The organism is Dyadobacter sp. HNCC25DJ184, assembly GCF_056895215.1.
Map to the genome: position 1 here is coordinate 275,346 of NZ_JBXHAQ010000008.1, position 23,762 is coordinate 299,107.

Annotated in this window: 21 protein-coding genes; 3 read left to right on the forward strand and 18 right to left on the reverse strand. The window is 43.5% G+C overall.

The features are described 5' to 3' along the window. Positions 1-9: 9 nt before the first annotated feature. The 9 genes from traJ to AC1XUD_RS14670 all read right to left on the reverse strand — a co-directional run bounded on the left by traJ (position 10) and on the right by AC1XUD_RS14670 (position 7,765). Entirely contained in the window at positions 10-1,116 is a 1,107-nt protein-coding gene (traJ, locus tag AC1XUD_RS14630; protein ID WP_483361761.1) for a conjugative transposon protein TraJ, read from the reverse strand. Between the two features lie 11 nt (positions 1,117-1,127). After that, positions 1,128-1,763 carry a TerB family tellurite resistance protein gene (locus tag AC1XUD_RS14635; RefSeq protein ID WP_483361762.1) on the reverse strand — a complete coding sequence of 212 codons (636 nt, stop codon included), beginning with the start codon at positions 1,761-1,763 and terminating at the stop codon, positions 1,128-1,130. A 6-nt stretch (positions 1,764-1,769) separates the two neighbouring features. Continuing rightward, positions 1,770-2,405 (reverse strand): hypothetical protein, encoded by a 636-nt coding sequence (locus AC1XUD_RS14640; protein ID WP_483361763.1) that lies wholly within the window; start codon positions 2,403-2,405, stop codon positions 1,770-1,772. Between the two features lie 11 nt (positions 2,406-2,416). Next, positions 2,417-3,094 (reverse strand): conjugal transfer protein TraI, encoded by a 678-nt coding sequence (locus AC1XUD_RS14645; RefSeq protein WP_483361764.1) that lies wholly within the window; start codon positions 3,092-3,094, stop codon positions 2,417-2,419. A 25-nt stretch (positions 3,095-3,119) separates the two neighbouring features. Next, positions 3,120-5,582: a TraG family conjugative transposon ATPase gene (locus AC1XUD_RS14650; RefSeq protein WP_483361765.1), complete on the reverse strand. Its 2,463-nt coding sequence runs from the start codon at positions 5,580-5,582 to the stop codon at positions 3,120-3,122. A gap of 22 nt (positions 5,583-5,604) precedes the next feature. Continuing rightward, entirely contained in the window at positions 5,605-5,925 is a 321-nt protein-coding gene (locus tag AC1XUD_RS14655; protein WP_483361766.1) for a DUF4133 domain-containing protein, read from the reverse strand. Between the two features lie 31 nt (positions 5,926-5,956). After that, positions 5,957-6,280 (reverse strand): DUF4134 domain-containing protein, encoded by a 324-nt coding sequence (locus AC1XUD_RS14660; protein WP_483361767.1) that lies wholly within the window; start codon positions 6,278-6,280, stop codon positions 5,957-5,959. Positions 6,281-6,369: 89 nt separating this feature from the next. Next, complete coding sequence (locus AC1XUD_RS14665; protein ID WP_483361768.1) at positions 6,370-6,867, reverse strand: hypothetical protein; 498 nt, start codon at positions 6,865-6,867, stop codon at positions 6,370-6,372. Between the two features lie 655 nt (positions 6,868-7,522). Further along, positions 7,523-7,765, reverse strand: coding sequence for a helix-turn-helix domain-containing protein (locus tag AC1XUD_RS14670; RefSeq protein ID WP_483361769.1), 243 nt, complete (start codon positions 7,763-7,765; stop codon positions 7,523-7,525). A gap of 355 nt (positions 7,766-8,120) precedes the next feature. Here AC1XUD_RS14670 and AC1XUD_RS14675 point away from each other — a divergent pair, with 355 nt between their 5' ends. The 3 genes from AC1XUD_RS14675 to AC1XUD_RS14685 are packed head-to-tail and all read left to right on the forward strand — an operon-like array spanning position 8,121 to position 13,987. Next, positions 8,121-11,150: a SusC/RagA family TonB-linked outer membrane protein gene (locus tag AC1XUD_RS14675; protein ID WP_483361770.1), complete on the forward strand. Its 3,030-nt coding sequence runs from the start codon at positions 8,121-8,123 to the stop codon at positions 11,148-11,150. A 13-nt stretch (positions 11,151-11,163) separates the two neighbouring features. Further along, positions 11,164-12,519, forward strand: a complete 1,356-nt coding sequence (locus AC1XUD_RS14680) for a RagB/SusD family nutrient uptake outer membrane protein (RefSeq protein ID WP_483361771.1) — start codon at positions 11,164-11,166, stop codon at positions 12,517-12,519. A 7-nt stretch (positions 12,520-12,526) separates the two neighbouring features. Further along, positions 12,527-13,987 carry a TlpA family protein disulfide reductase gene (locus AC1XUD_RS14685; RefSeq protein WP_483361772.1) on the forward strand — a complete coding sequence of 487 codons (1,461 nt, stop codon included), beginning with the start codon at positions 12,527-12,529 and terminating at the stop codon, positions 13,985-13,987. Positions 13,988-14,006: 19 nt separating this feature from the next. On the opposite strand, the gene AC1XUD_RS14690 is transcribed toward AC1XUD_RS14685, so the two are convergent. The 9 genes from AC1XUD_RS14690 to AC1XUD_RS14730 form a co-directional block, all read right to left on the reverse strand. Further along, positions 14,007-15,068, reverse strand: coding sequence for a hypothetical protein (locus tag AC1XUD_RS14690; protein WP_483361773.1), 1,062 nt, complete (start codon positions 15,066-15,068; stop codon positions 14,007-14,009). A gap of 50 nt (positions 15,069-15,118) precedes the next feature. Next, positions 15,119-15,370, reverse strand: a complete 252-nt coding sequence (locus AC1XUD_RS14695; protein WP_483361774.1) for a DUF6520 family protein — start codon at positions 15,368-15,370, stop codon at positions 15,119-15,121. A 90-nt stretch (positions 15,371-15,460) separates the two neighbouring features. Next, entirely contained in the window at positions 15,461-15,925 is a 465-nt protein-coding gene (locus AC1XUD_RS14700) for a MauE/DoxX family redox-associated membrane protein (protein WP_483361775.1), read from the reverse strand. An 89-nt stretch (positions 15,926-16,014) separates the two neighbouring features. Continuing rightward, entirely contained in the window at positions 16,015-16,581 is a 567-nt protein-coding gene (locus AC1XUD_RS14705; RefSeq protein ID WP_483361776.1) for a Crp/Fnr family transcriptional regulator, read from the reverse strand. 14 nt (positions 16,582-16,595) lie between these two features. Continuing rightward, on the reverse strand, positions 16,596-17,774 hold the full coding sequence (locus tag AC1XUD_RS14710; protein WP_483361777.1) for a hypothetical protein: 1,179 nt from the start codon (positions 17,772-17,774) through the stop codon (positions 16,596-16,598). Positions 17,775-17,892: 118 nt separating this feature from the next. Then, positions 17,893-18,024 carry a hypothetical protein gene (locus AC1XUD_RS14715; RefSeq protein WP_483361778.1) on the reverse strand — a complete coding sequence of 44 codons (132 nt, stop codon included), beginning with the start codon at positions 18,022-18,024 and terminating at the stop codon, positions 17,893-17,895. Between the two features lie 111 nt (positions 18,025-18,135). After that, positions 18,136-19,278 carry a sensor histidine kinase gene (locus AC1XUD_RS14720; protein WP_483361779.1) on the reverse strand — a complete coding sequence of 381 codons (1,143 nt, stop codon included), beginning with the start codon at positions 19,276-19,278 and terminating at the stop codon, positions 18,136-18,138. Continuing rightward, positions 19,265-20,059: a LytR/AlgR family response regulator transcription factor gene (locus tag AC1XUD_RS14725; RefSeq protein ID WP_483361780.1), complete on the reverse strand. Its 795-nt coding sequence runs from the start codon at positions 20,057-20,059 to the stop codon at positions 19,265-19,267. Before AC1XUD_RS14725 ends, AC1XUD_RS14720 begins: the two co-directional genes overlap by 14 nt. Before the next feature lie 98 nt (positions 20,060-20,157). Beyond that, positions 20,158-23,271, reverse strand: a complete 3,114-nt coding sequence (locus AC1XUD_RS14730) for a lantibiotic dehydratase (protein WP_483361781.1) — start codon at positions 23,269-23,271, stop codon at positions 20,158-20,160. Positions 23,272-23,762 lie beyond the last annotated feature (491 nt).

The window sequence follows — 23,762 nt, forward strand, 5'->3', positions numbered from 1 at the left end:
TGTTTTACGTTAAGAAGGTGAACCAGAAGAGTTTTGCGGAATTCTGCCGAATCCACCACCGGCAGGAAAAGCCGCCCGGCCAACTGCGCCTGCTGAGCCAGCAAAAAGACTCGTCACCTTATGTAGCAGCGTGTTATTTCCACCAGCTTGTATGATATAGCCTGCAACTGACGGGACAGAGAAATACCCTGCTATGCCAATGATCAGAAAGATCAGGTAAGCCATATCATAAGCACTGAAAAAGGTATCTCCATTCACGCTAACCTGGTTAATATCCAGGCTGATCATTTTCTGCTGCACCTTTCCTATGATCGCGCCAAAAATGTTTGCGACGGGCAGCCAAAGATAAATGTTGATGTAGCGGGCAATCCATGCGGTGAGCGTGTACTGAAAACCATCAAAAACCGCAATTCCGAAGGCGATCGGACCGACAATTGCCAACACGATCAGAAAAAACGTACGGATTGTGTTGATACAGAGCGCTGCCGATTCAAAGAGAATACTCAGAATTTCACTAACTGCGGCTTTGATCGAATTTCGGAAGTTATAGGATTGTTTAGCCATGTAAAATTTAAGATCATTGGCAATCCCCTCCCCGAAGCCCTCCGAATACCCGTCCCCGTAAGTGTATTTTAGCCATTTCTCCCGGTCGCCATTTTGGTTATCTCCTACATACATTTGCCAGAAATCAGAGTTTTTGACCGCCTGCTCCTTTTGTTTCAACAGCACAGCAATGGCTTTGTCTGAGTCCTGAACCATCCCCGCCGTTCCTCGTACAGTAGGGGAGAGCACTGCATTGATCATAGCGATTACTGATGGGAAGATCAGAATGGCAAATCCTAAAACGAAAGGACGGAAGAGGGGATAAAAATCAATCGGTTCAGCATTTGCCAGATGCCTCCATACCCGGTGTGCTATATACCAGATCGCTGCAAATCCGGCGATCCCTCGACCTACATTGATCAGCCTGCTGCACAATGGGATCATTTCACTGTAAAGGTTGTCGAGTACATTATGAAGGCCTTTAATCTGGGGGCCAAATCCTTGAGCGAGCACCGGGTTTGGACACAGCCAAGCCATTAGCACCAAAATGGTGAGACAAACAATGTTTCTCATGGGACTATTATTTAAGGGGTTACATCAAGGATCTGCTGTAGACTTTCAGTGTCATCTTCTTCTCTGCGCCGCTGTCTACCTAAAAGAGCGGTGTTACTATTAAAATGTCTGAGAAAAACGAGTTTAACAGTCATGTTTTCATAAATCGAGTCGATCATCGTAAGCCGCTCGTCATCGGAGGCCCTGAGTTTTTTCGCAGTTAGAACCTGAGTCAATGCATCGAGATTTTCCAGGCTCTCCGAAAGAAGCTGACCATAAACCTTCTCGATATACGCAAGCTCCTGACTGCTGAATCTGCCGCTGGAGGAAAAATGCTGATAGGCATTTTTGTATTCCTTTACCAGGGCAAGTTGACAGCTGATGATCTCGGGAATTCGCTGGTAATTTTTTATAGCCGGGCTCACCTGCAACAATCCGTTGAGAAACAGCTCATGCAGTTTGAAATTCCCTTCTGATAGATTTTTAATGGTCGTGTATCCCTGAAACAGAATTTCATAACCCTTTTTAAGCTCTTTAAGAATTTTGCGAAGCTCATTAAGTTTTTCAATATTGAGAATCAGCTGGAGCACTTCCGGGGTTTGTGCCCTAAGCGAACTACCGGATACCGAGCCAAACAGTAAGGCTATTATTAGACAGACCTTTTTCATTGTCTTTCAGTTTAATCCGTGCAGTGCCCGGACGGTGTTGATTTCATTCTGATTGTTTTTTCGCCTGATTGCCATCAGCTTGGCATCCTTTTGAAAACTTTGAGCAAACTGAAAATTGGACTGCATCTGTTGATAATACTGATCGAGCCGGGCGATCCTCTCATCATCACTCATTGTGACCTGACCGTCTCTGACAATCGTTAGCATGTTGCCGGTTATGATTGAAGATTGATCATAGAGATCTTTGAGCAAGGTCTGAACGTATTTAATCTCCGAGTCAGAGAATTCTTCACTAGCTCTAAGCTCGCCAGCAAGACTATTACAGATTACATTGATCTCATCATGCCAGTCAGTAAGCTGCTTTAAAACCGGATACGCAGCAATTTTTGGATTGACTGTTTTAAGCGAGCCGAAGTAGGTCTTATGTAGAGTAAACTCACCGTCTTTAATATCCGAAATAAGCGTCAGCCCTTCCTTGGCAATTTCATATCCTTTCTCTGTCAGCTCGAGGTAGATTTTAAGCTGGGCAATCTGCTCGATCAGATACTGTCTCTGGGTCTTCTTTTGACGAAACCATTCTTTAAACTTTTGACCGTAAACATTCTGGGCGCACAGCACTAGAAATAAAATGAAAGTTTTCATCACTCAAAGATTTAGGGTAGACCATAGATGGCTTTGATACTCTTGGCATCAGCGTCACTTTTAGCTCTGGACAGGCTCAGCAATTTGTTCTGATTGTTGAAGGTGCCAAGCTCGTCATGAATCCTGTCGACTTCTGCCGCAAGGTTCTCAATGATTTGAATTCTTTTCACATCCGTCATTTGTGTGGTAAAGGACTTGACAACCAGCAGCAGCTTATCAGCAGTTTTGGCGGTCTGATCGAGCATCCCCGCATATACCTTTTGCATATAGAGCAGCTCGTCCAGGGAGAAATGACTGTCTTTTTGAAAGAGGGCGAACGCCTGAGCATATTGCTTGGTGATCGAAGCCTGTTTTTCGGCAATCTGTTTGATACGGAAATAATAGGAGATGACCGCCTTCACCTTTTTGAGCTCATCGTAATACTCTTCATACAGATCCCGCTGCTTTTTTACCCAATCAGCAATCTCGTCCAGTTGCAGTTTAGACATCGTATTTTCAATCACTTTTTGGGCATTTTGAAGTTTGATGACCGCATTCTGTCTGCGCTGAATAAGAAGATCCACCGCCTTTACAACCTTTTTAATTGCCTCTTTGATAATGACTGCCCAGGGGTTAGCCGCCTGAACATTGGGTGCGGGAATAAGCGTTGCGCTTACAAACACCACTATAAAAATGACTCTCTTTGTCATGACCTAAAAGTTTGAAAGCCTTAACTTAACTTGCTGTGCGCATCTGTTTTGCCAGCATTTTAATCCCGAGCTCCATACTCCCGTACTGCTTAGCAAACTGACTTACCTTAAGTTTTTCGGTCTGCTCGGTTGTATAGGTTAAATATTCTTCCAGGCTCACTTCGGTGCGGTAAACCTTTGAATGTGTTCCGCCCAAACTGATAAAGACCTCTTTGTATTTTCGAAGCGGATCATTTGCCTTGTTGAGTGAAAGTACCTGGGCTTTTTCTTTTTCGGTGAGTCCCAATAGTTCCTGTATCTGGTCAAACTTGTTTTGATATTTAGATTGATCCAAAAGGATTTTGCAGTCACTGTTATTAATGATGGCCTGTTTGACGATAGGTGAGGAGATAATATCTTCCACTTCCTGGGTAACGACAATGGCTTCTCCGAAAAACTTTCGAACCGTTTTAAAGAGGTATTTGATGTATTCAGCCATTCCTTCTTTGGCAATGGCCTTCCAGGCTTCTTCAATCAGAATCACCTTCCTAACGCCGTGGAGCTTTCTCATTTTACTGATAAAGACTTCCATGATGATAATGGTGACGATCGGAAAAAGGATGGGGTGCTCTTTGATATTGTCGAGCTCGAATACGATAAAGCGCTCTGATAATAGATCCAGATTTTCTCTGGCATTGAGCAGGTAATCAAATTCCCCTCCCTTGTAATATGGTTTTAAAACGTACAGGAAATTGCTAATATCAAAATCCTTTTCTTTAACCCTATCACTGGCAAGAATGTCTATAAATCGGTCGCTGAGAAACTCATAAAAACTATCAAAGCAGGCGAATACGTTTGGATTGGTTTCCAGCCAATCATAGTACCGCGTCAGCGAATTGGACAATGCCACATACTCTGACCGTTTAAAGTGCTCATCATCTTTCTTCCAAAGCGCGACCAAAAGTGTTTTAATACTTTCTTTTTTTTCTGTGTCCAGAACTTGTCCGTCGGGTAGAGAAAACGGGTTAAAACGGATCGGGCTCGTTTCATCGTAGGTGAAATAATAACCACCGACCATATCGCACAGTCCTCTATAGCTATGACCGACATCGACTATCACCACGTGTGCCTGATGCTCATAATAGCAGCGGTTTAGGTGATTGGTGAAAAAGCTTTTCCCACTTCCGGATGGCCCTAGAATAAACTTGTTACGATTAGTGCAAATCCCCTTTCGGATGGGTTCATCAGAGATATCTACCTGAACGGGCTTGCCTGTCAACCGGTCACCGAGCCTGACACTAAAACTGCTCTTGGAAGACTCGTATCCTGATTCAAGATTAAGAAAACAAGCTGCCTGTTCTGCGAATGTATCAAAGGTCTCATTCATTGGAAAGTCTCCCTCATTGCCAGGAATGCCAGCCCAAAAGATCTGGGGAGCTCCGCTGACTTCAATTTTAACAGTGGCATCCATTTGAGCCAATGCCGAGGATACTTTGCTTTTAATGTCTTTTAGACCACTCCGCTGATCAGACCATGCCAACACATTAAAATGTGCTTTCACGGGAAGGCGCTGTTCTTTAATGGCCTCGTTTAAAAAGGCGTTGGTTGCATCAAGTGCCAAGGTGTTCTCGCGAGAGTAAAGTGACAGCGACTGCAATCGAAGCCGCTTACTTTCCAGTCGTTTTAAAGTTTTCTCACTGTCGCCAATAATGACATACTGATTATAGATATGATTACAGTGCAGCAGTTGACCGAGATTTGATGCAAAACCAGTGCTAAATTTTGTCCTGTCGGTTGAATACTTGTCATAATCAATCCGTGAACTGCACTGGCCGGGAAGGTCTGCTGAGTCCGCCAGCGAGTAGAGCTGACAGTATCTGTCGCCGATCTGAATTCCATCAGAAAACTGCATATCACGAACCAGACGGCCCTGATCGCCGGTGTCTAAAAAACAATACTTTTCGATTAAACCCACCGATTGGGCGTGGCTTAAAAGCTCATCACATGTTAGCTGAGTAATCTCGATAAGACCAGAATCTTCCATTACCCTTTTAAACTGACCTGACGTATCCAGAAAATCATGTAGAAACTGCTGACTTAATGCCTGCGGCGGAACGATTGTTGGCTGGATCAAATTGGAAAGCATTGAGCTTGACAGTTTACGCCCAGCTGGTTGCCTGGTAAGAAAAACATAGCACTCGTGATGCAGATAGGGCCGTCCCAAAAAGAACTCGTAACTGCTAGCGGACAAGAAACTTTGATCAGAAAGTTCACCTGGTTGATACTTGCTTTCGACAAACCAATCCTGTTTATGAAAGATGCTTCCCGCTGGTAGTAGCTTTAAAGCCTTTACCCAGTTCTGATGGAAAGCTTCATACTGCTGATCCGATAATGTAAAGATCTCCGGCAGCTGAACTTTGAACGCTGCGGTGATATCTCCTTTTTTGGAGAGTATTAAGTCGTGCTCAACATCGAGCACTGGGATGATATCTTCTAACAGAGTTTCCATCGAATGATTTGATTACGGTAGGCTATGTACGTTTTGACATAAATGGCTTGTGAGATCTGCTGCGAACAAGTCTCGGAAGTTTACGGGCGGCTATTGCCTTGGTCAGACCATACTCGCCGTAACTGGCGCTTAGCTGATAAATACCCATGATGCTACCTGTTGCAAGACAAATGATAACACCCAAACTGATAAATGTATTAACCTTGAAAAGGTACATCAGCGCATACAGGATAAGAAGAGCAAACATGGCACCACCCATATACCATATGTACTGGGATTTCAAACCTTTAAAGACAATGCTTCGGTTGATGCCTTTATTGATCTCAAAAGTTCTAGGTGCCATGCTTTAAATTAGTAAAGTTTCTCAGACGTGCTTAGAGCCCAAAGAATGATTGTAACACGGTAGCTACTACGACCAAAAAGATACAGCTTCCAAACCATGCTGCGGCCACTTTGCCGGTATCCTGATCGCCAGCGTTCCATTTTTGGAAAACTTTCACTGCCCCAACCAATCCCAATACAGCCCCGATGGCATACATCAGATTTGTTCCTGGTTCAAAGTAGGATCGGACCTGCGTGTCTGCTTCCTGGATACCTGCTGCTCCATCCTGCGCTTTTGCCACTACACCCACTGAAAGTGCAAAGAGGGTCATTAACAGCTTTTGTCTGCCTTTAAAATCCAAACGCCACATTTTCATCTCACTATTATTTAAAAGTTAAACATGCTGGTTAAAATTTCCGGTTATCCTCCCCGCCAAGGCGGGAAGGGACCGGATGTAAGGCTCCATCACTCAACCTGATTCCACATCATCACCTTATCATTTTCACCCAGGTGAATGGAGCTGTATCTTGCACATTGTGTTGTGATCACATTGTTAATTGCCAGTTGAAATGGTGTCCCTTTTATTGACGTGTGATCGCGAAGGGTCATTTGTAAAAGAAGGAGCATCTCCGATTTATCATATTCTTTTTCGAATGCTTCTGAAATCACCGATTTAAGGTGATCTGAAAGTGCTTCGACCCTTGCGAACATTTCTTCGTTTTGCCAAGCCGGAGCTTTTTCTTCCAGAAGCCCGGGGTCATTGGTGAACGTCGAGCTACGAACTTCTTCATTGATTGTATTAGCCGAAAAGTTAGTGACCTGACTCTTCTTTCTCAGCGTTCCTTTACGAAACTTTGAGCTGATGTCGGAGCGATAAAATCGCAAGCCGACAACTAAATAGTAAGCCGCAGTGAGAGATGATGCCGTCAGCAGATAGTCTCTCCAGTAAAACACAGTAAACATATACCATTCATTTTGCTTGTGAATAAGAACCAAGGTTTCTGATCGAAAGCCTGGGTTGTTTCAAACTGATGGTACAAAGTAACTTTTGGAATGGGGTAGCAGAAAAGTACAAGTTTTGTTGTACCTGGTTGGTATGTCGACGTGTTCGCATTTAAAATAATTACAGGCAATTCTGAAAACCCGCGTTTTGAGGATTCCCATCGCTCATAACAGGTGCTTCCTGGGTTATGAAAGCCAGATTCTGAACTTGTTAAAATTAGCAAGTATTTCTTGAACGTCATTGTCAAATCTCTCTTTCCTCATTAGATTGAAAACGTCAAGCAAAGCGTTATCAGATTATTTGGTATAAGTGTTGACAAGATACCCTCTAATATAATTTTATTCTCCAACAAAATAGTCAGGAACAAATGGATCGTTATCGGCAGGTTTTGTCTAATTGCTGTGTTTTGAATCCGTTGATCGACTTAGCAGCACTCGTGGTCGCTTAATGTTTCTACTGCACAGAATAATGAAATAGTTCAGGTGAAATTCGAAATTCATTAAGTTACCGGGACTTTAGAGAAGCTTAACGCGAAACTTGGTGAGGTCAAGAACCAGTACCAACCAAAAATTTTGAAGAAGCGGTATAAGAGGGCTGAATTGCTTGCGGAGAAATCTAAAGTGGCTTTTCAGGTAAAAAATCCTTGGGGGAGCAATCAAGGATATGAGCCAGTTTATTGAGGTGATTCAAGTTGTACTTTGCTCTTTTAGAAGGGGCCTCAACGTGTGAAACAAAGCTGTCACTCATCTCCAGTTTTTGAGACAATGCAAGCTGTGAAAGACCTAATTCAGTTCGTCTTTCTTTCACTTTATCAACGATATATTGCTCGATTTGTGAAAACACAGCTTGTTTTTTCACAAAGAGGGTGATTTATAAAAATTTTTACAATGGTATATGTACCATTGTTGCGAAACTTTCGTATCTTTGTAGTAAGTCACTAACATTATAATTAAGTCTAGGTTTCTCACACCTAGCACAATACCAATTTTTCCATAATTCGTACTACGAACATTATCAACTTGTTACGCTTATGAAGAATTTGTTGATTTATCGTCTGATTATTAGAAAGCCGCAATAGGGAAATCCGGACCATATAAGGGTGGGGAAAAGGTACGTTTGAGAATTTTTCAAATGGATGCCTTGCTGCGCCTTTACATCACGGTTCCGGAGCCGATTACTTTTTGTTTTTCTCTTCACTCCAATTATTGATGCAATGAAAGTATTTTATTGTTGCCCGGGAAGGCTATGGCTATACCTGGCGCTGATGTATTTGTTATGCTGGTACAGGATTCCACTGCACGCGCAAACTGTTTTTAGTCTAAAAGGCAAGGTTATTGGCCAGAACGAGCAGGTACTTACGGGTGCGAATGTCCAGCTAAAAGGAAAGCTTAACGGAGCGACCACGGATTCTAAGGGAGATTTTGAGCTCGCTAGCTCAAATGGCAAGGCTAATCTGATAGTGTCGTTTATAGGATACCGTTCGATTGATACGCTTGTTGTTCTGCCGTTAACACAGCCGCTCGTTCTGACCATGACGCAAGATAAAACGGTACTGGACGAGGTGAAGGTTTCAACGGGGTATTGGGAGACTTCGCGACGATCCTCGACCGGAAATATCAGCAAGGTCAATGCTGATATCATACAAAAGCAGCCAGTCTCCAACCCACTAGCTGCGCTGGCCGGACGTATGCCCGGTGTCTACATTCAGCAGACAACAGGAGTAGCGGGAGGTGGAATGAACATTAGTATCCGGGGGCAGAATAGTCTTTTAAATGGTAATATGCCTCTCTACGTTATTGATGGTGTTCCTTTCACAGCTCAAAGTATTTCATCGTTTACAGACAACGATAATATTATCGCTTCAGCAAGCCCGATCTCTATGATCAATCCTTCGGATATTGAGAGTATTGAAATCCTCAAAGATGCCGATGCGACGTCCATCTACGGGTCCAGGGGAGCAAACGGAGTGGTTTTGATTACCACAAAAAGGGGGAAGGAGGGTAAAACCAGGATAGATGTAAATGTGTCTCAGGGCTGGGCAAAAACTGCTACCCAACTTGATTTTTTGAATACCCAACAGTATTTACAGATGCGAAACGAAGCATTCGCAAATGATGGGGTCCAGCCAAGGGCCACAGATTATGATGTGAACGGAACATGGAGCAGGGAACGTTACACCGACTGGCAAAAAGTACTCACCGGCGGCACTGCTCATACGACCAATGCCCAAATGTCGCTGTCTGGCGGATCGGCAAATACTCAGTTTATCTTGGCAGGTGCTTATTACGGCGAAACCACAGTTTTTCCTGGCAATAACAAATACGGGCGCAGCTCCGTTAATTTCAACTTGAACCATAGATCGACCGATCAAAAATTTACAGCAGTATTTACAGCGTTATACAGTCTTGAAAATAACAATTTGTTTAACGCCGACCTTACTCAGTATATAAATTTGCCGCCCAATGCCCCAGAGCTGTATGATAGTAACGGAGATCTAAACTGGGAAAACGGCACGTTTAATAATCCACTTGCCCAAATCAGAAAACGTTTTAAAACCCAAACCAATAACATGGTGGCCAATACGGTAATGGGGTTTGAGATTACCAAGGCATTAAAGGTCCGTATGACGATGGGGTATACCCGTATGTTTAAAGATGAGCAGCAGACAAATCCCTTATCAGCATATAGTCCATACTCGTCGGTCACTTCCCAGAACATTTCCTCAAATTTTGCGACAGGCAGCGTGAAAACCTGGATTGTCGAGCCCCAACTTTCATGGGAGAAAAAACTGGGAACTGGCATTTTGAGCGTACTTGCAGGTATGACGATGCAGGAGAGCATTGATCAAAAGCAGCGTCTGCGGGCTGTTGGTTTTAGCAGTGATGCCTTGATCAATCAGATTTCTGCGGCTAATTCGGTGACAGTTGTTAGCGCACCTTATGAGCAGTACCGTTACAGCGGATTCTATGGCAGGCTTAACTACCAACTTAAAGAAAAATACCTGATTAATGTGACAGCCAGGAGGGACGGATCAAGCCGTTTTGGCCCAGCTAACAGGTACGCAAATTTTGGAGCAGTAGGAGCGGGCTGGATATTTTCTCAGGAAAGGCCTCTGTCACGGTTATCGTTTTTGAGCTTTGGAAAGCTCCGTGCGAGCTATGGGACCACCGGCAATGACCAGATCGGAGATTACCGTTATATGGAGCTCTGGACCCCTACGGAGTACGCCTATCAGGGAAGTTCAGGTTTGGAGCCGGTGCGCATTGCAAATAACAATTACGGATGGGAGATTAACAAGAAAGCGGAAGGCGGGCTTGATCTTAGCTTTTTTGCAGACCAGATTCAGCTCTCGGTGGCTTACTTTCGAAACCGATCTTCCAACCAGTTGATTTATTATACACTTGCTCCAAGTACAGGTTTTGATGGGGTGCAATCGAATTTATCCGCAGTTGTTGAAAACAGGGGATGGGAATTTGAGCTCAACACTAAAAATATTGTAACTGGCAGCTTTAGTTGGAAGACGGCATTAAACCTAACCATCCCGAAAAACAAACTACTGGAATTTGAAGGATTAGAGCAGTCGGCATATGCATCCAGTTTTGAAGTGGGAAAACCAACCTCGATTCAAAAGCTATATCATTTTGCAGAGGTTGATCCTTCAACCGGACTGTATATGTATGAAGGATTTAACCAGCAGTCAGAAAAATACCTCGGGCTGGCAACAGATCTGAATTATCCGTCCGTTCTTCAGGCGATCAAGAAACTCGACCGAAATCTATTTGGAGGGCTTAATAACAGCTTTTCATTCAAGGATTTGCAGCTGGATGTGTTTTTTCAATTCGTAAGTCAGACTGGGCGAAATTACCTGACCGGTTTTGAATCACCGGGTACGATGGGCAATCAGCCGACGGTAGTTATGGACAGATGGCAAAAACCGGGCGATAATGCGAGTATTCAACGCTTCTCAAGGGGCGGAGAGGGGGCATTGCAATATTTGTATGGGGCCAGGTTCTATGGAGATAATTCCATTAGTGATGCATCTTTCATCCGCCTTAAAAACGCGCAGTTGTCCTATCGCTACACACCCAAGTTTCAAAATAAGGATGTTTCTTTCAGGTTGTACATACAAGGACAGAATTTATGGACATGGACTAAATTCTTGGGCACAGACCCGGAGAGTCAGAACATTCTCAATATACCTCCACTGAGGGCTATTACTGCTGGCGTTCAAATCACTTTATAAAACCAGGAAAACAATGAAAAGGATATATTTATTAATTGTAATTGGGCTAATCGGCTGCCAGGGATTTTTGGAGATCGACGCTCCTAAAGATCAGATCACACCCGCGGCAGTATTCGAAAATGATAATTCGGCAACAGCTGCCCTGACGGGTATTTATGCAAGAATGGCGGGCAGCTCGGCTGGTTTTGCAAGCGGCGGAATACGCAGTGTGACCCTGCTTGCGGGTCTGTCCAGTGATGAGTTAATTAGCTTTAACAGCAATACAACCGATTTTTTTGATAATACCCTTACTCCTTCCAATGGCACGGTTCAGGCTTATCTTTGGAAAGAGCCGTACCAATATATCTACACAGCTAACTCAATTCTTGAAAATCTGTCCGGGTCAGATGGTGTGAGTGCTGGGGTTAAAATGCAGCTTCGCGGCGAAGCGCTCGTGATCCGGGCATTTTGCTATTTCTATCTGGTAAATCTTTTTGGTGATGTGCCGCTGCATTTGAATACGGAATACCAGGAAAATAATTCAGCCACCAGGCGCAGTGCCGATCAGGTGTACGAACAGATTGTTTCGGATCTAAAAGAAGCTGCTGAGCTCTTGGATGAAAACTATGTAAACAATCAAAGAGCAAGACCTAATAAGTGGGCGGCGAAAGCACTTTTGGCCAGGGTTTATCTTTTTCAAAAGGATTGGGAAAACGCGGTTTTGACAGCATCGGAGGTTATCGGTCAAAGTCAGTTGTATCTTCTAACGGATCTTTCGGATGTTTTTCATGCAGATAGCCGTGAGGCGATCTGGCAGCTGATGCCGGTGATTCCAGGTATCAACACACAGGAAGCAGGTGTTTTTATTGTCAACGGCTCGCCACAACAGGTAGCACTAGATTCTTCGTTGTTAACGAAGTTTGAAAAGGGAGATCAACGAAAAAGCAGTTGGATAGCCAGGACTTCTAGCGAAGCTGGCAGTTTTTACTTCCCTTTCAAATACAAAGTTAGTAGTAGTGAACAGATAACGGAAAGCTCCATGGTCATCCGGCTTGCGGAACTGTATCTGATCAGAGCAGAGGCAAACTTTCAAATCAATCAATTCACCTTGGCAGTAGCGGATATCAACAAGATCAGGGTAAGGGCGGGACTAAGCGAGATAGGGATAACATCAGGTGAGCAGCTCCGGTCTGAAATTGAGAACCAGTGCAGGCTGGAGTTATTCACAGAGTGGGGGCACCGCTGGCTGGATCTAAAAAGATGGGGTAGGGCAGACGCTGTACTTGCTCCTGTCAAAAAGCAAAACTGGCAGCCAATTGACGCGCTGTACCCAATCCCTTTGGCGGAGCTCTCGGCCAATCCTAAAATTGTTCAAAACCCTGGTTATTAAATCTAAAATGATGAAAACTAAATTCTTATACGTGCTTTTTGTAATAGTTGCCTTGGGCCCGTGCGCATGGGCCAGTCCTCAAAATAACCTCGGTAAGGTGAGCATTCATGGGCATATACAAAGTATGAGCGCTTTGTCAGCAGACAGCGTGGTGGTACTCTATGGGGACAACCAACAGCTTGACCAGCCCAATCCTCACAGTCTATCTGTTCGCGTTTCTTCGGAAGGTGATTTTAAGGCCGTAATTAGCTGTCAGGACAGCTTAGGTATGCTTGCGATTTATGTATATGGTAAAAAGGTGTCGCTACTTAATGAATACTACTTTGAGCCGGGTGATGATATTATGCTGCAAATCAACCAGAGTCAGAATCTGACAACATCGATTTTCTCAGGTAAGGGAGCTGAAAAATACAATCATATTAATTTTATCAATCAGCAGCGCGACAAATACTTTGAAGGTGATGTTAATTTTCAAAGCGACCCCGAAAAATGGCTTGCATGGATGCAGACCTTTGTGACAAGGGACATGGCAAGACTTCAGAGCCACAAGCAGCAGATCTCTGAGACTATGTTTGATCTGCTTGAAGCAGAGTCTGCTGGTTTCTACTATACCCAGTGGCTGACCAACGTTTCGTCGTCCTGGCAGTCGTCTGATGATGCCTCCTTCAGAAATCAGGTTCGGCAGCTATTCGAAGATCACAAAATCATAAAAGGCATTAGTCAGCAAATCGGTAGCGAGTCAGTCTACTATCTTTTGTACCACCTTAAAAAATCGCAGCTTGACCTACTTTTCGCAAGCGAGGGTGCTGGATACTCCTATGAGGTACTTTTTGAATATTTAGAGAGTAGCTATAATAATGCGCTTAGAGACCGCCTTCTCGTTATTTGTCTGGACAATGCCCGTGCGATGGCTAATGTGCAAAATTTTAGCCAGGACGAGTATTTCGAGTGTGTACAAAAGGCGAAAGCTGAGATTAAAGATCCTTATTTATTAGAATTTCTTTCCTCAAAGATGCTTCTGAAAAAAGGTGCGCCGGTTTTTAATTTTCAATTACCTGACAGCTCCGGCAGCATCGTTTCGCTCTCGGACCTAAGAGGGAACGTCATCATGCTGGATCTTTGGGGTAAAGGTTGCAGTGGCTGCGCACAATTCTCGCGCATGTTTGAAAATCAGATATACCCAAAGCTCAGTGGTAATTCTGATTTTAAGGTTGTAAGTGTCGGCGTTGATTCAGCAAGGGAGGTCTGGCTGGGAAGCGTTGAAAGCGGAAAGTATACAGCGAAGCACAATTTAAACCTGCATGCCAAAAAGGGCATGAAAGAAGATCTTCTTCGCTATTATCATCTGAACGCGGTTCCTTTCATACTTCTCATTGACAGGGACGGCAAAGTATATGCCCAGCTGACAGGAACGATGGGGGCTGAGCAGATTCAAGGTTTGATCACACAGGCCCTGGCTCAAAAGTAGAGAATTGCAGACAAGTGTTTCAGATCATATTCTTTAACCCAGAAAAATCCAGCTGGAAACTAAGAAGATGGTGCTCGTAAAGAATCAGGATGATGCCATTTTGGACAGCAAATTGCCTTAGTTTTTTGCCATGATGGCTTGGAAGATAAAAGCTGAATAAGTATCTTGAATTTATTGCGCTGTAAACATCTATCACTGATGATTCCTCGAAGCTATTGGTGGACTCGTTATCCGCTTTTCTAAGAGAATGGACAAATATGTACCCTTGACTGATGGTAGCGGATGCATTAATTCTGAGCGGCGGGGCAGATAGTATTGCTTTGAGCTGGCCCTGTTTTTGAAATGTACTAACCTTGATCTGAGCCTTGCTGACAGTGTCAATGGTTTTTACATTAAAAATGGGAGTCAAAGTGCTATCAAAAACAATGACCTGGTTTCTGTAATAATACATGTATAACCCACTAGCAGAAGCCGGGTCATAGCTTAGCATTCCATCCGTGCAAAAGCTGCCATCTATTTGTTTGTCTAAGATAAGCTGTTTAAGTGTTTTTCCGGTTGCAAGGTTTTGTTTGCTTAGAATATTCTGGGAGAGGCTGGTGTTGTAGTTTCTAATAATCAGACTTGACGGTGAGACGGGTGCTGCCATATCGAAGTGAATTGAAGATATGCGCTCGTCTTCCAACACAGTGGACGACAGAAGTGAGAAGGCAGTAAACCCAGTGTTATTTTCATGATAATAGATGTAGGGTGGAGCGGCGGTGATACGAAGGGCTGGCCATACGAGCTTATTTTTTAATGGAACTGCGATTAAATGAGAGCTTGTATCAAAGGAATGTAAATCGATAGCCAGCAATTGGTTTACTGCGACAGAGTTTGCCAGATAATAGACTGAATCTTTACCTCCGGCGAGATAATATGAGTTCCAGCCCAGGTCGAGCTCATTTCTTCTTCCTAAAACGTGGGAAGGGAAGTGTCTTATAAAACCAGTTTTCGCGTTCTGTATAGAAAGATAATAGAGCAATAGCATTGCAGCAACTGATGCCGTGCAGCTCAATAATAGGAGTGTGATTATGTTTTTCATGATCAAAGAGTGTTTCCAGGGAGACGACTGTCTCCCTGGAAATTTGTTTATTATGGCCGTTTCATACCGGTAACATCCGCAGTCTGATTACAAGTCGCATTGCTGTGGATTGGATAGGTGAGTTGACAATTGGAGCCCGTGTTTGTGGTGCTACAATCAATCTGTACACAGCTTGACACACTTCTTTTTTCCCAGAATGCAGCGAGTGCTTCTGTCTGTGACGGTTTTTGGTGAGTGGCAAAAGCTGCGGCAACCGCCATGATTACAACTCCAAATGGCAATAAGATTCTCGAAGTTTTCATAATTGTTTTTGTTAAACTGCATAAGCCTACTCTTTGAACAGGTTTTCGGCTGCCCCTGACCCTTGTTGCGCAAAAGAATATCTTGGTTTGCTATCGTGACTTTTCTGTCTGGTTTGACTCTACGACAATTATCGCAGCTGCGCCAATTACAAAAAGCAGATTGAAAATCAGATGCTGTTTCCATCCCATCTTTTCAAGGATCCCGCCGCAGCTGCATGGGATGTAATCGCTGAAATTGAGGATGAAAATGATGTAGGCAGTAAAAAGCACCATCATCGAGAAAAAGCCATAAAGTGCCAAAAGCCTCATCCTGGGTACGAAAAGAAAAATTGCGATGGTAAGCTCTGAAATCGGGACGAGCCAGAAGGTCTGATCAGCGAACGAAGTGAGAAGCGGTGATTGCCCGAGCTGTGCACGGAAATTATCAGCATCCAACAGCTTGCTAATCCCTGCATAAACAAAAAGGAAAGCAAACCCGCCACAGAAGATATTCACGAGTGCGGCTTTTGAAAAGCCATTAAAAAGATGGAGATACTTTTTTGAGAAAATGTGCATTCGCCATTGTTTTTGTGTCCGATGTGAAATTAGCTCACAGCATGGCGGATGTACTACACAAAAGGCAATTAGTGGAAAGTGCAGGGACTTTATCTTTTTCTTCTGATCCTGCTCAGCGTATAGGGGCGAATATTTAAGTAATACGCGATGTCCCGCAGCATAATTCTTTGACAAGGAAAATGAAGGCAAAACTGCTCATATGCTTTAGTAGCTGGCAGAACAAGCAGCGAGGAGCGGATCGCCCAGCCTCTGAGGTCGGCGACATAGATTTTTCGAAATAAGCTGCCGCATCCCGGAAGACGCTCTAACATCCAAGAGAAATCCAGCTGTTTTGCGGCAATGAGTTCGGTGTCTTCAAGTGTGAGAAGGTTTTCCACAGGGAGATTGCTGCCCGTATCAGTATCCTTCTTTTTTAGTAGTACCACCTCATTTTCTTTCCAAAAACGGGTTGCGATCTGAACCCCGCTTTCATCATGGTAGTAGGATTTGATAAGCCCTTTAACTATAAAATATGCAGTGCCACTGCCAACAATGGCATTAATGTGCTGCCCTTTTTTAAGGTGCACATAGCTCAACCTCGATTTTAGATACTCATTTAACGCGTCCTGAGAGGATTGAGTTAGCTGTAAATATTCAAAGAGTTTTTCAAATGGCATGACTAAGCATTTGTTTAATACTCCCTGATCCAGACAATGACAGACTCGAGGATTTTAATTAGTTCAGCCCGACCATTTTCCTCAATGGTGTAAGATTTGCTTCTCAGACTCTGCCATGAGATATCCTCTTTTCTGGGCGTCGCGAGATAGGGAGTGATGTTTTGAATGAGGGAATTGAAAGATTTGACTTGAATGATCCTGAGTGAATCCAGTGCCCGAAGCAGAACCGAGATTTGATCCACAGAAAGCAGGCATAATATCTTGGAGATTTCCGACTGCTTGTTGTTGGTTGGGAGCGGGCTGTCAGCTTGCTGAACATTGCAATTACCGGAGTTTTCCAGAAAACGAAACTCCTCTTTAAACCAGGAGCCAATAACTTTCTTAACACTATCAAAAGCCGGGTTGTAAATTAGATGGCGGCTGTGATGAAGTTGTTTAAACTTTTTCTGCCAGCTTAGCAGTGCTATTAGTTTCTGGGATCGATCTTCCTGGTTTTGAATCGTTTGGCTTACAAGCGATGCATAATAATCCAGAAATGTTCGACTGTTAAAGTTGTGATATACCATAGTGGCGATTAGCTTATGATGGTTTTGCTCATCATCAAAGCTGAGTGGTAGATCCAAGAGTGCTTTTAAAAGCTTCATCTTGTAGTGTATGTCCCTGCCCGTGACAACCATTTGTGGGTCTGAACGCTCAAAATAAAATAAGACGATATTCGCAAGCTGATCACTACCGATTTTTGACAGCAGATTCTCTTTCAAAGCTGCCAGCTGACTGGAGATGAAATCCTGATGTTTGCGAAGCTCGATTAATGGCAGCTTCTGGCTCATAAATACGTTGTTTGAAAATAGCTGATCAAGAAGCTCCAATATTTGTTTTAGGGAACGTATCATCTGCTGATTGACTGAGGTGAGATCCGGTCCAAGTGGATCAGTTAACTCCATGTTGAAATAGCATTGATCCAAAAGTCGGATAATCATCATGCGGTAGTGGTAAACTAGTTTATGATTAGCAATTCTTAGAAGAGCCTGCTTTTTTAGAAACAGCATTTGCTTTTCGGTTTCGATTTTGAGCTGTATACCAAGCTCTTCCAGGTTGGTATTTTCTAAAAGCTTGGAATTGGCATTCTGTAGGTTGAGAATGCCGCTCACGACGGAATCCAGCCATTGCAGCTGATAATAATGATTTTGCATGGAGCGGTTACAGGTAAGTGAATTAGCGTTAACTCCACGCAAAATCATCAGTTGCGGCATCCCCGAAAACTTTGAGGGTTCAAGCTCGAAGTTTTCGGGATGTTCCTAAGCCAAGCTCCTATTTGGCCGCCTGAAAGGTACAAATGATGCCGCTGGTTGTCGGATAATCTCCGTCGGCTCCAAAATTGGGACGAGTCAGAACACGGACAAACGTTCTTGTTTTGAGCTGTGGTTTGTGTGAGTTTTGCATGAGCTTTGTGATTTGAGATGTGGGACAAAAACTGATCTCAAAAAAACGCGATCGCAGTCGCATCACTAAATTCTAGGGACCAAACCAGCATAATGCGGGACGAAAAGCTAATTAGGAAGTTAGGTGAAGGCGGAGAGAAACCCTGTAGCTTTTATCGTCTTGTTTAATAACCAGCTCATGATTTTGAGGATATCTTAGCTCAAGCCCTCGTTTGATATTCTTTTGGCCAATCCCCGAGCTGAGATTTTGCTTGGCCGTTTGATCTTTAAAGCTTCGATTATTCTTGATATCAAAATAAAGCCAGTTGCCTTTAACCACCGCAAGCATTACTACGTAGCTTTCTCTGGCATCGTCTTCCATTCCGTGCTTGATTGCATTTTCAAGAAGGCTGACAAGCGTCAACGCAGGGATGCGGTGTTTTTCAGAGACTATGCCTTTCTGAAATAGTCTGATGCGGGTCTGGTGTTGAAACCGGACGGATTGAAGTACTATCAAATCACGTAAACAGCCTAACTCAGCCCCTAACCGAATCATGCCATTTGGAGCATGGTAAAGCGTAAATCCTAGTATACCAGATAGCTTTGATAAATAATCTGCCGCCCGTGTTGATACAGGTAAGATTTCGGCGAATGCCGCATTTATTACATTGAACACGAAATGTGGGTGAAGCTGATTTTTGAGCTCGGTGAGCTCTTTTTTGATTTGCATCTTTTCAAGCTCTGCGCGTCTGCGTTCATGGAGAATTCCGAACTTTACCATTTTAATTCCGATAGGGAGTATTAGTAACTGAAGGTCTTGAAGATCAAAGATCAAAAGCAGATAATCTTTTGTTTGAAAACCATTTAAAAAGGAAAGAAACAAATCTGAAAGCATCTGAAAGGCGGTGCCCGACAGGCTGTCTGCAAATAACCTTTTGGCCGTAGAGAACATCAGAACGCTGCTTAGGTGCATGATGATGATTAATGCAGCCACCGATGATATCATTAGCACCCAGTTTTTTAGCCGCCGCTTAAGTACTTGATAAACACCCTGCCATCCGTAGAATACCGGAATGTACCGTGCATAGTAAAGACTATAAGCCCAGACGACATTGACGGGTAAGGAAACCGATTTGGAGATCGGGTAGAAATACATTAAATGGTACGCTACAAATCCAGCCCAAAACAAACTGTGGAGCACAATTCTATTCCTTGGCGTCCTGGGAAAAAGAATTCTGAACGGCCCTGAAATATGCTCGGTGTTAATCATTGCCATTTGTCAAAAGTCTTAATACTGTATTTCTCTCTTGAGGTGAAATACTGACCCGGTAGCTATTTTTGAGTGTTATTTGATTGCCGTCAATCTGCTCGATCTGATGCCGATTAACTATATACGATTTGTGTGTCCTGACAAACAGTGCGGATGGTAATTTCTTTTCCAGTTCTGCTAATGAAAGCCTGGTTATGACGTCCTTGGTTTGATCATAAACAATTTTTACATAATTCTTCTGCCCCTCAAAAAGAGATATTTGACGGTAATCAATTCGGAGCATTGTCTTTTCCACCTTTACCCATAAAGCCTCCTGGTTGTAGTAATGAGCATCTGATTCATCATAGTTAATAACGGGAGTATATTCAGACTCAATGCTTTGATTATTTACGCTTATAATAGGGGCAGGGGGCGTTTGATGCTCGACCCTTGCTCTTGTAACAGCTTTTAAAAACCGATCGAAAGTCACTGGTTTCAAAAGGAAATAAGTCACTTCGTAGTGGTAGCTGTCGACAGCGAAGCAGGCATGAGCAGACGTGAGAATGATACTTGTTTTTGAAAGCTGTAATATGTCCAGCAATTGCAGTCCTGACAAGTTGGGCATCGAGACATCCAGAAATATAATGTCAGGCTTCAAAGACGGAATACTTGACACTGCGTCAACGGCACTGTAAATACTGCCGGAAAACTCTAGCCAGGGAATTTTATCTAAATGAAATTTGATGGCCTGATGCGCAGGGGCCTCATCGTCAATTATGACACATGAAAGGCGGGTTATAGCGTTCATATCCAGTTGTGGTTAAGTAAATAACTACATCGGAGATATGTGCGGCGATCTCTTTGATGATTCTTTGTTACGAGCTAAATTAAGTATTTATCAGTTACTTACAAAATTAAAACCTGATTTTTCGTCCCGCTGATTGTATTTTCTGGTTTCGAAAGTAAGGATCGATAGTATTTGGATAAGAAGTGATACACGATCATTTCCTGATGACGGGCGTGACTCACAAACAATCGGTTAAGCATCATGTGTGTCAGACTGATTATTGTGGAGGACTCAATCGGGGTTGAAAACTCTCTTGTGTTTCGTTTGAGATGTGAGAGGATTTTAAAGTAGACATGAAAATGGGAGAGAATACCAACTATTCCTGAGATCGAATCCTGACGCGGATCAAGCACCGTATTAACGATATGTTTGACACTTCGATATTTTTCATCAATGTTTATTTTCAAAACTTTGGAATTATGATACTGTGAAAGCAGTCCTTCAAACGCCTGTCGACACAAAATGGTTTTACGGCTGTTGTCCAAATCCAGACTGGAAAGCATTTCATCCACTAACCTGAGGGCAACCTGCCACCGCGGCAAGTTAGTTGACTCGTTGAGCGCGTCGACAATCGCGGTGGTCTCACAGCAAAATATAGATTCTGTGAAGTCATAGTCCAGCTGAGCGTAACGCTCCAGTTCCCTCTCATAAGTGTCCAGGGTAAGTTTAAGGATCTGTCGTCGGTGCATCAATGGCGTGATCATTTGGTTAAAGCAGTCCATTATATAATAATAGTGCGCACCCTGACCAGCTATGTGCAGGCGGATTCTCAGATGGTGATCAGGGTCGTGGTAGCGGATAAAGAACCATTTATCAATTATACGTTCTGAAATCAGCATTTGGCATATGGGGTTAACATGGCTTGTGAGTAGCCAGTCCGCGGTCTGTGGACCGCAGTAGATTTTCATATATAACCACTCTGAACCAGGCAAAAAGTGACGCTGCTGATCGAAACCCCGTGTAAAAAGTTCGGTGGTTTTGGGCTCTTTGGCCGGTAACAATGGTATAATAACTTCGTGATGATATGATTCGTTTTCCTTTAATGTAAGCGTTTTCGAACTGATCTCGGGACACTCAGTCAAGCGCAGCTTGCCTTTTGATTTAAATAGATCAAGGGCTAATCCAACTGAAATTTCATTTTGATTGTCTATCAGTAGGAGGTTATCGCCTTCGTTGATTTGCACATACCTGGGAATTGAAAGGGTACTACAAAGATGCTGCCAGTCTGCTACCCCAGAATGTGTGGATAAGGACGACGCTGAAATGTTCCAGGTTGCTTTTGCAAGAATTAAATGCTTGTATGTGATACGGGGTAGAAACACCCGGTCGCTGAGAATTCCCCAGTCCCAGTTCAGATGCGGGTTTGCATTTTGTCTGGCAAGATCACAGAGAAAACGATAGACCGGCAGCCCGCCACTATAATTGTGCGCATTAGTAAGACGGGGACAGATGATTTTATTAAGCCGTTTAGAACGCAGTTTGATCTGCCATTTTTCATCGACGGAGATTACCAGATCAGACGGTTGGATCTGATGCCCTGTTGTAGCATGGCTGACTGTCAAATACGGTATTTCAAACTGCCTTAGGTGCGGTCTGATAAGCACATTGGCTGATTTGATATCAGAAACATGGTTGATCTCGGCATATATAACAGAAGGTTCGCGAAGCGCTTCCCAAGAAACGGATTGGGTGACCAGACTTTCTAGCACATGAGAATGGTTGCAAAACCTGGCCATCAAATTAAAACCGCTCGGCCCTCCGCTGGCCTGATGTACAAAGAGAAAATTGCCTTTGTCAAGCTCCTGCGAATTTTCTGACAGGAAGTTTCCCATGATATAACCTCCTTCTCTTTGATGATCGGACTCGTCGCCCTCCTTTGCGAAAGATTTGAGATCCGTTTCTGAAACTTCTACGCATTGAGACTTGGTCGCAAGAGCACGCTCGTAACACTGTAATTTGAGCCGGTCGAGTTTTTTAAACACTTCTGGTTTATTTTGTTTTATGGATAAATCCATGTTATCGAGTAGTTCAATGTCATCGAATCCTGCACCCATATCCCCGTATCCAATGCCATAGTCGGTATCCAATGCCGTCAATAGGTCAACTTCCTGATGCTGATAGCGATCATAAAACTTCTTTGCGAACGAATCCAGCCCAGAGCTTGAAGCACTACTATTTAAGACCTGTAAGGCTTCAAGCTCACCTATAACTGTTCTGACGGCCTTGCCTGAAAGCGTACAGGTCAGATTTTCGCTGGATAGATCAGCCTTTATCCAGGATTTTTTCTGATCTATGATGTTAAAATTGGCAAGAAGTTCGGTCAATATTTGAGCCTTTTTCGCAACCGGCCCGTCAGTTTTCAAGAGTTCTTGAATTTGAGTTAAGGTCGAAATCTGGGTCTCACAATCCTGAAAATCGTTTATACGGTTAATCAGGTGTTTGATGGGATCGATAGTCACAGTGCTCAAATCGAGCTCACTTATTAGCACCCCTGCATCGACTAGCGATTCGACAAACGAGCTGGCGTCGTCTGCTTCAACGCCCTGGAGCTGCATAGAATCAGCGATGTCACCCAACCCTGCTCCAAACCGTGCCTTCTCAATGGCTATTTTTAAGTGGACGCTTATTTGTGCCTCCGCCAAATCATAATGTGATCTCACTTTGTCATGCCATTTGTAGTAGCGCGCAAAATTATCATTGTAATGAATGCTGGAATTGGAAAACACGCGCATTTGTGCCCGGATTTGGGGCGTTGATGTTAAATAATCTGATATTTGAAAAAGTAGGCCTGCATCCAGTGATAAATTTCTTTTTGGCGATGATGTGTTGGTAGCAAAACTCGTCTTTGAGCAAATAACCCCATCCACCCAGCTGGCAAAAAGACCAAATGGCGTCGGGCGAGTAGTCATTCTGATCAGATATTTGTAAAGCGTACAGCAAAGCTGGAAACGGCCATTTTGGTAATTGCCCTCTAAAAGGTCAATTAAAGATTTGTGAAGTGAAGGTGAAGCAAGATATATGGCATCGATAAGCTGCGCCGAAGAAAAGATCCGGATAAGTTCCTGCTGAAAGAGCTCTTTATCGCCAGACGTTTTCTGGTTGAAATCAATAAGCGTCTGATATGGCAAAAGCGGTTTTCTGAGCAGAAAGAAATCGTGAAGCTGAGTTTTCATAGTGTCGGTGTCAATGTTGAGATTAACCCAAATTTGAATAGTGCTATCCTCAATTTTAAATTTGTGGTATCAAAGCCCGTCAACATGGGGTGAAATGAAATAATAAGCATCAGACGAATTTGATCCCTAAAAATGGTGTGTTTGTCCCTTCTCAACACAAACCGTAGCTTGAAGTCTTCTTTTAGGCCCAGTTGTTTCTTCCAACCAAGGATCACTGTTAGTTTTGGCTGCTGACAAAAGGAGGCTGCTCGAGATTTTTGACCCAAATAACAAGTCAAAAAGTGCAGCTAAGGTGGTGGCCCGTATGATTTTCAGTCAGGTGAGGCCAGCCAAAAGAGTTCGGCATAACAGCGGCGAGGGGAAATTGGTTACCTGAGATTTCGCCGCTGACTTAACAGTACTTATTCCGCTTCCTTTTGGCTTTAAGGCTGGCCACCCGAGAGGCGCTTTCTTTTTTTCTTGTTTTTTCTTTGGGTCAAAATTTTGTTTGA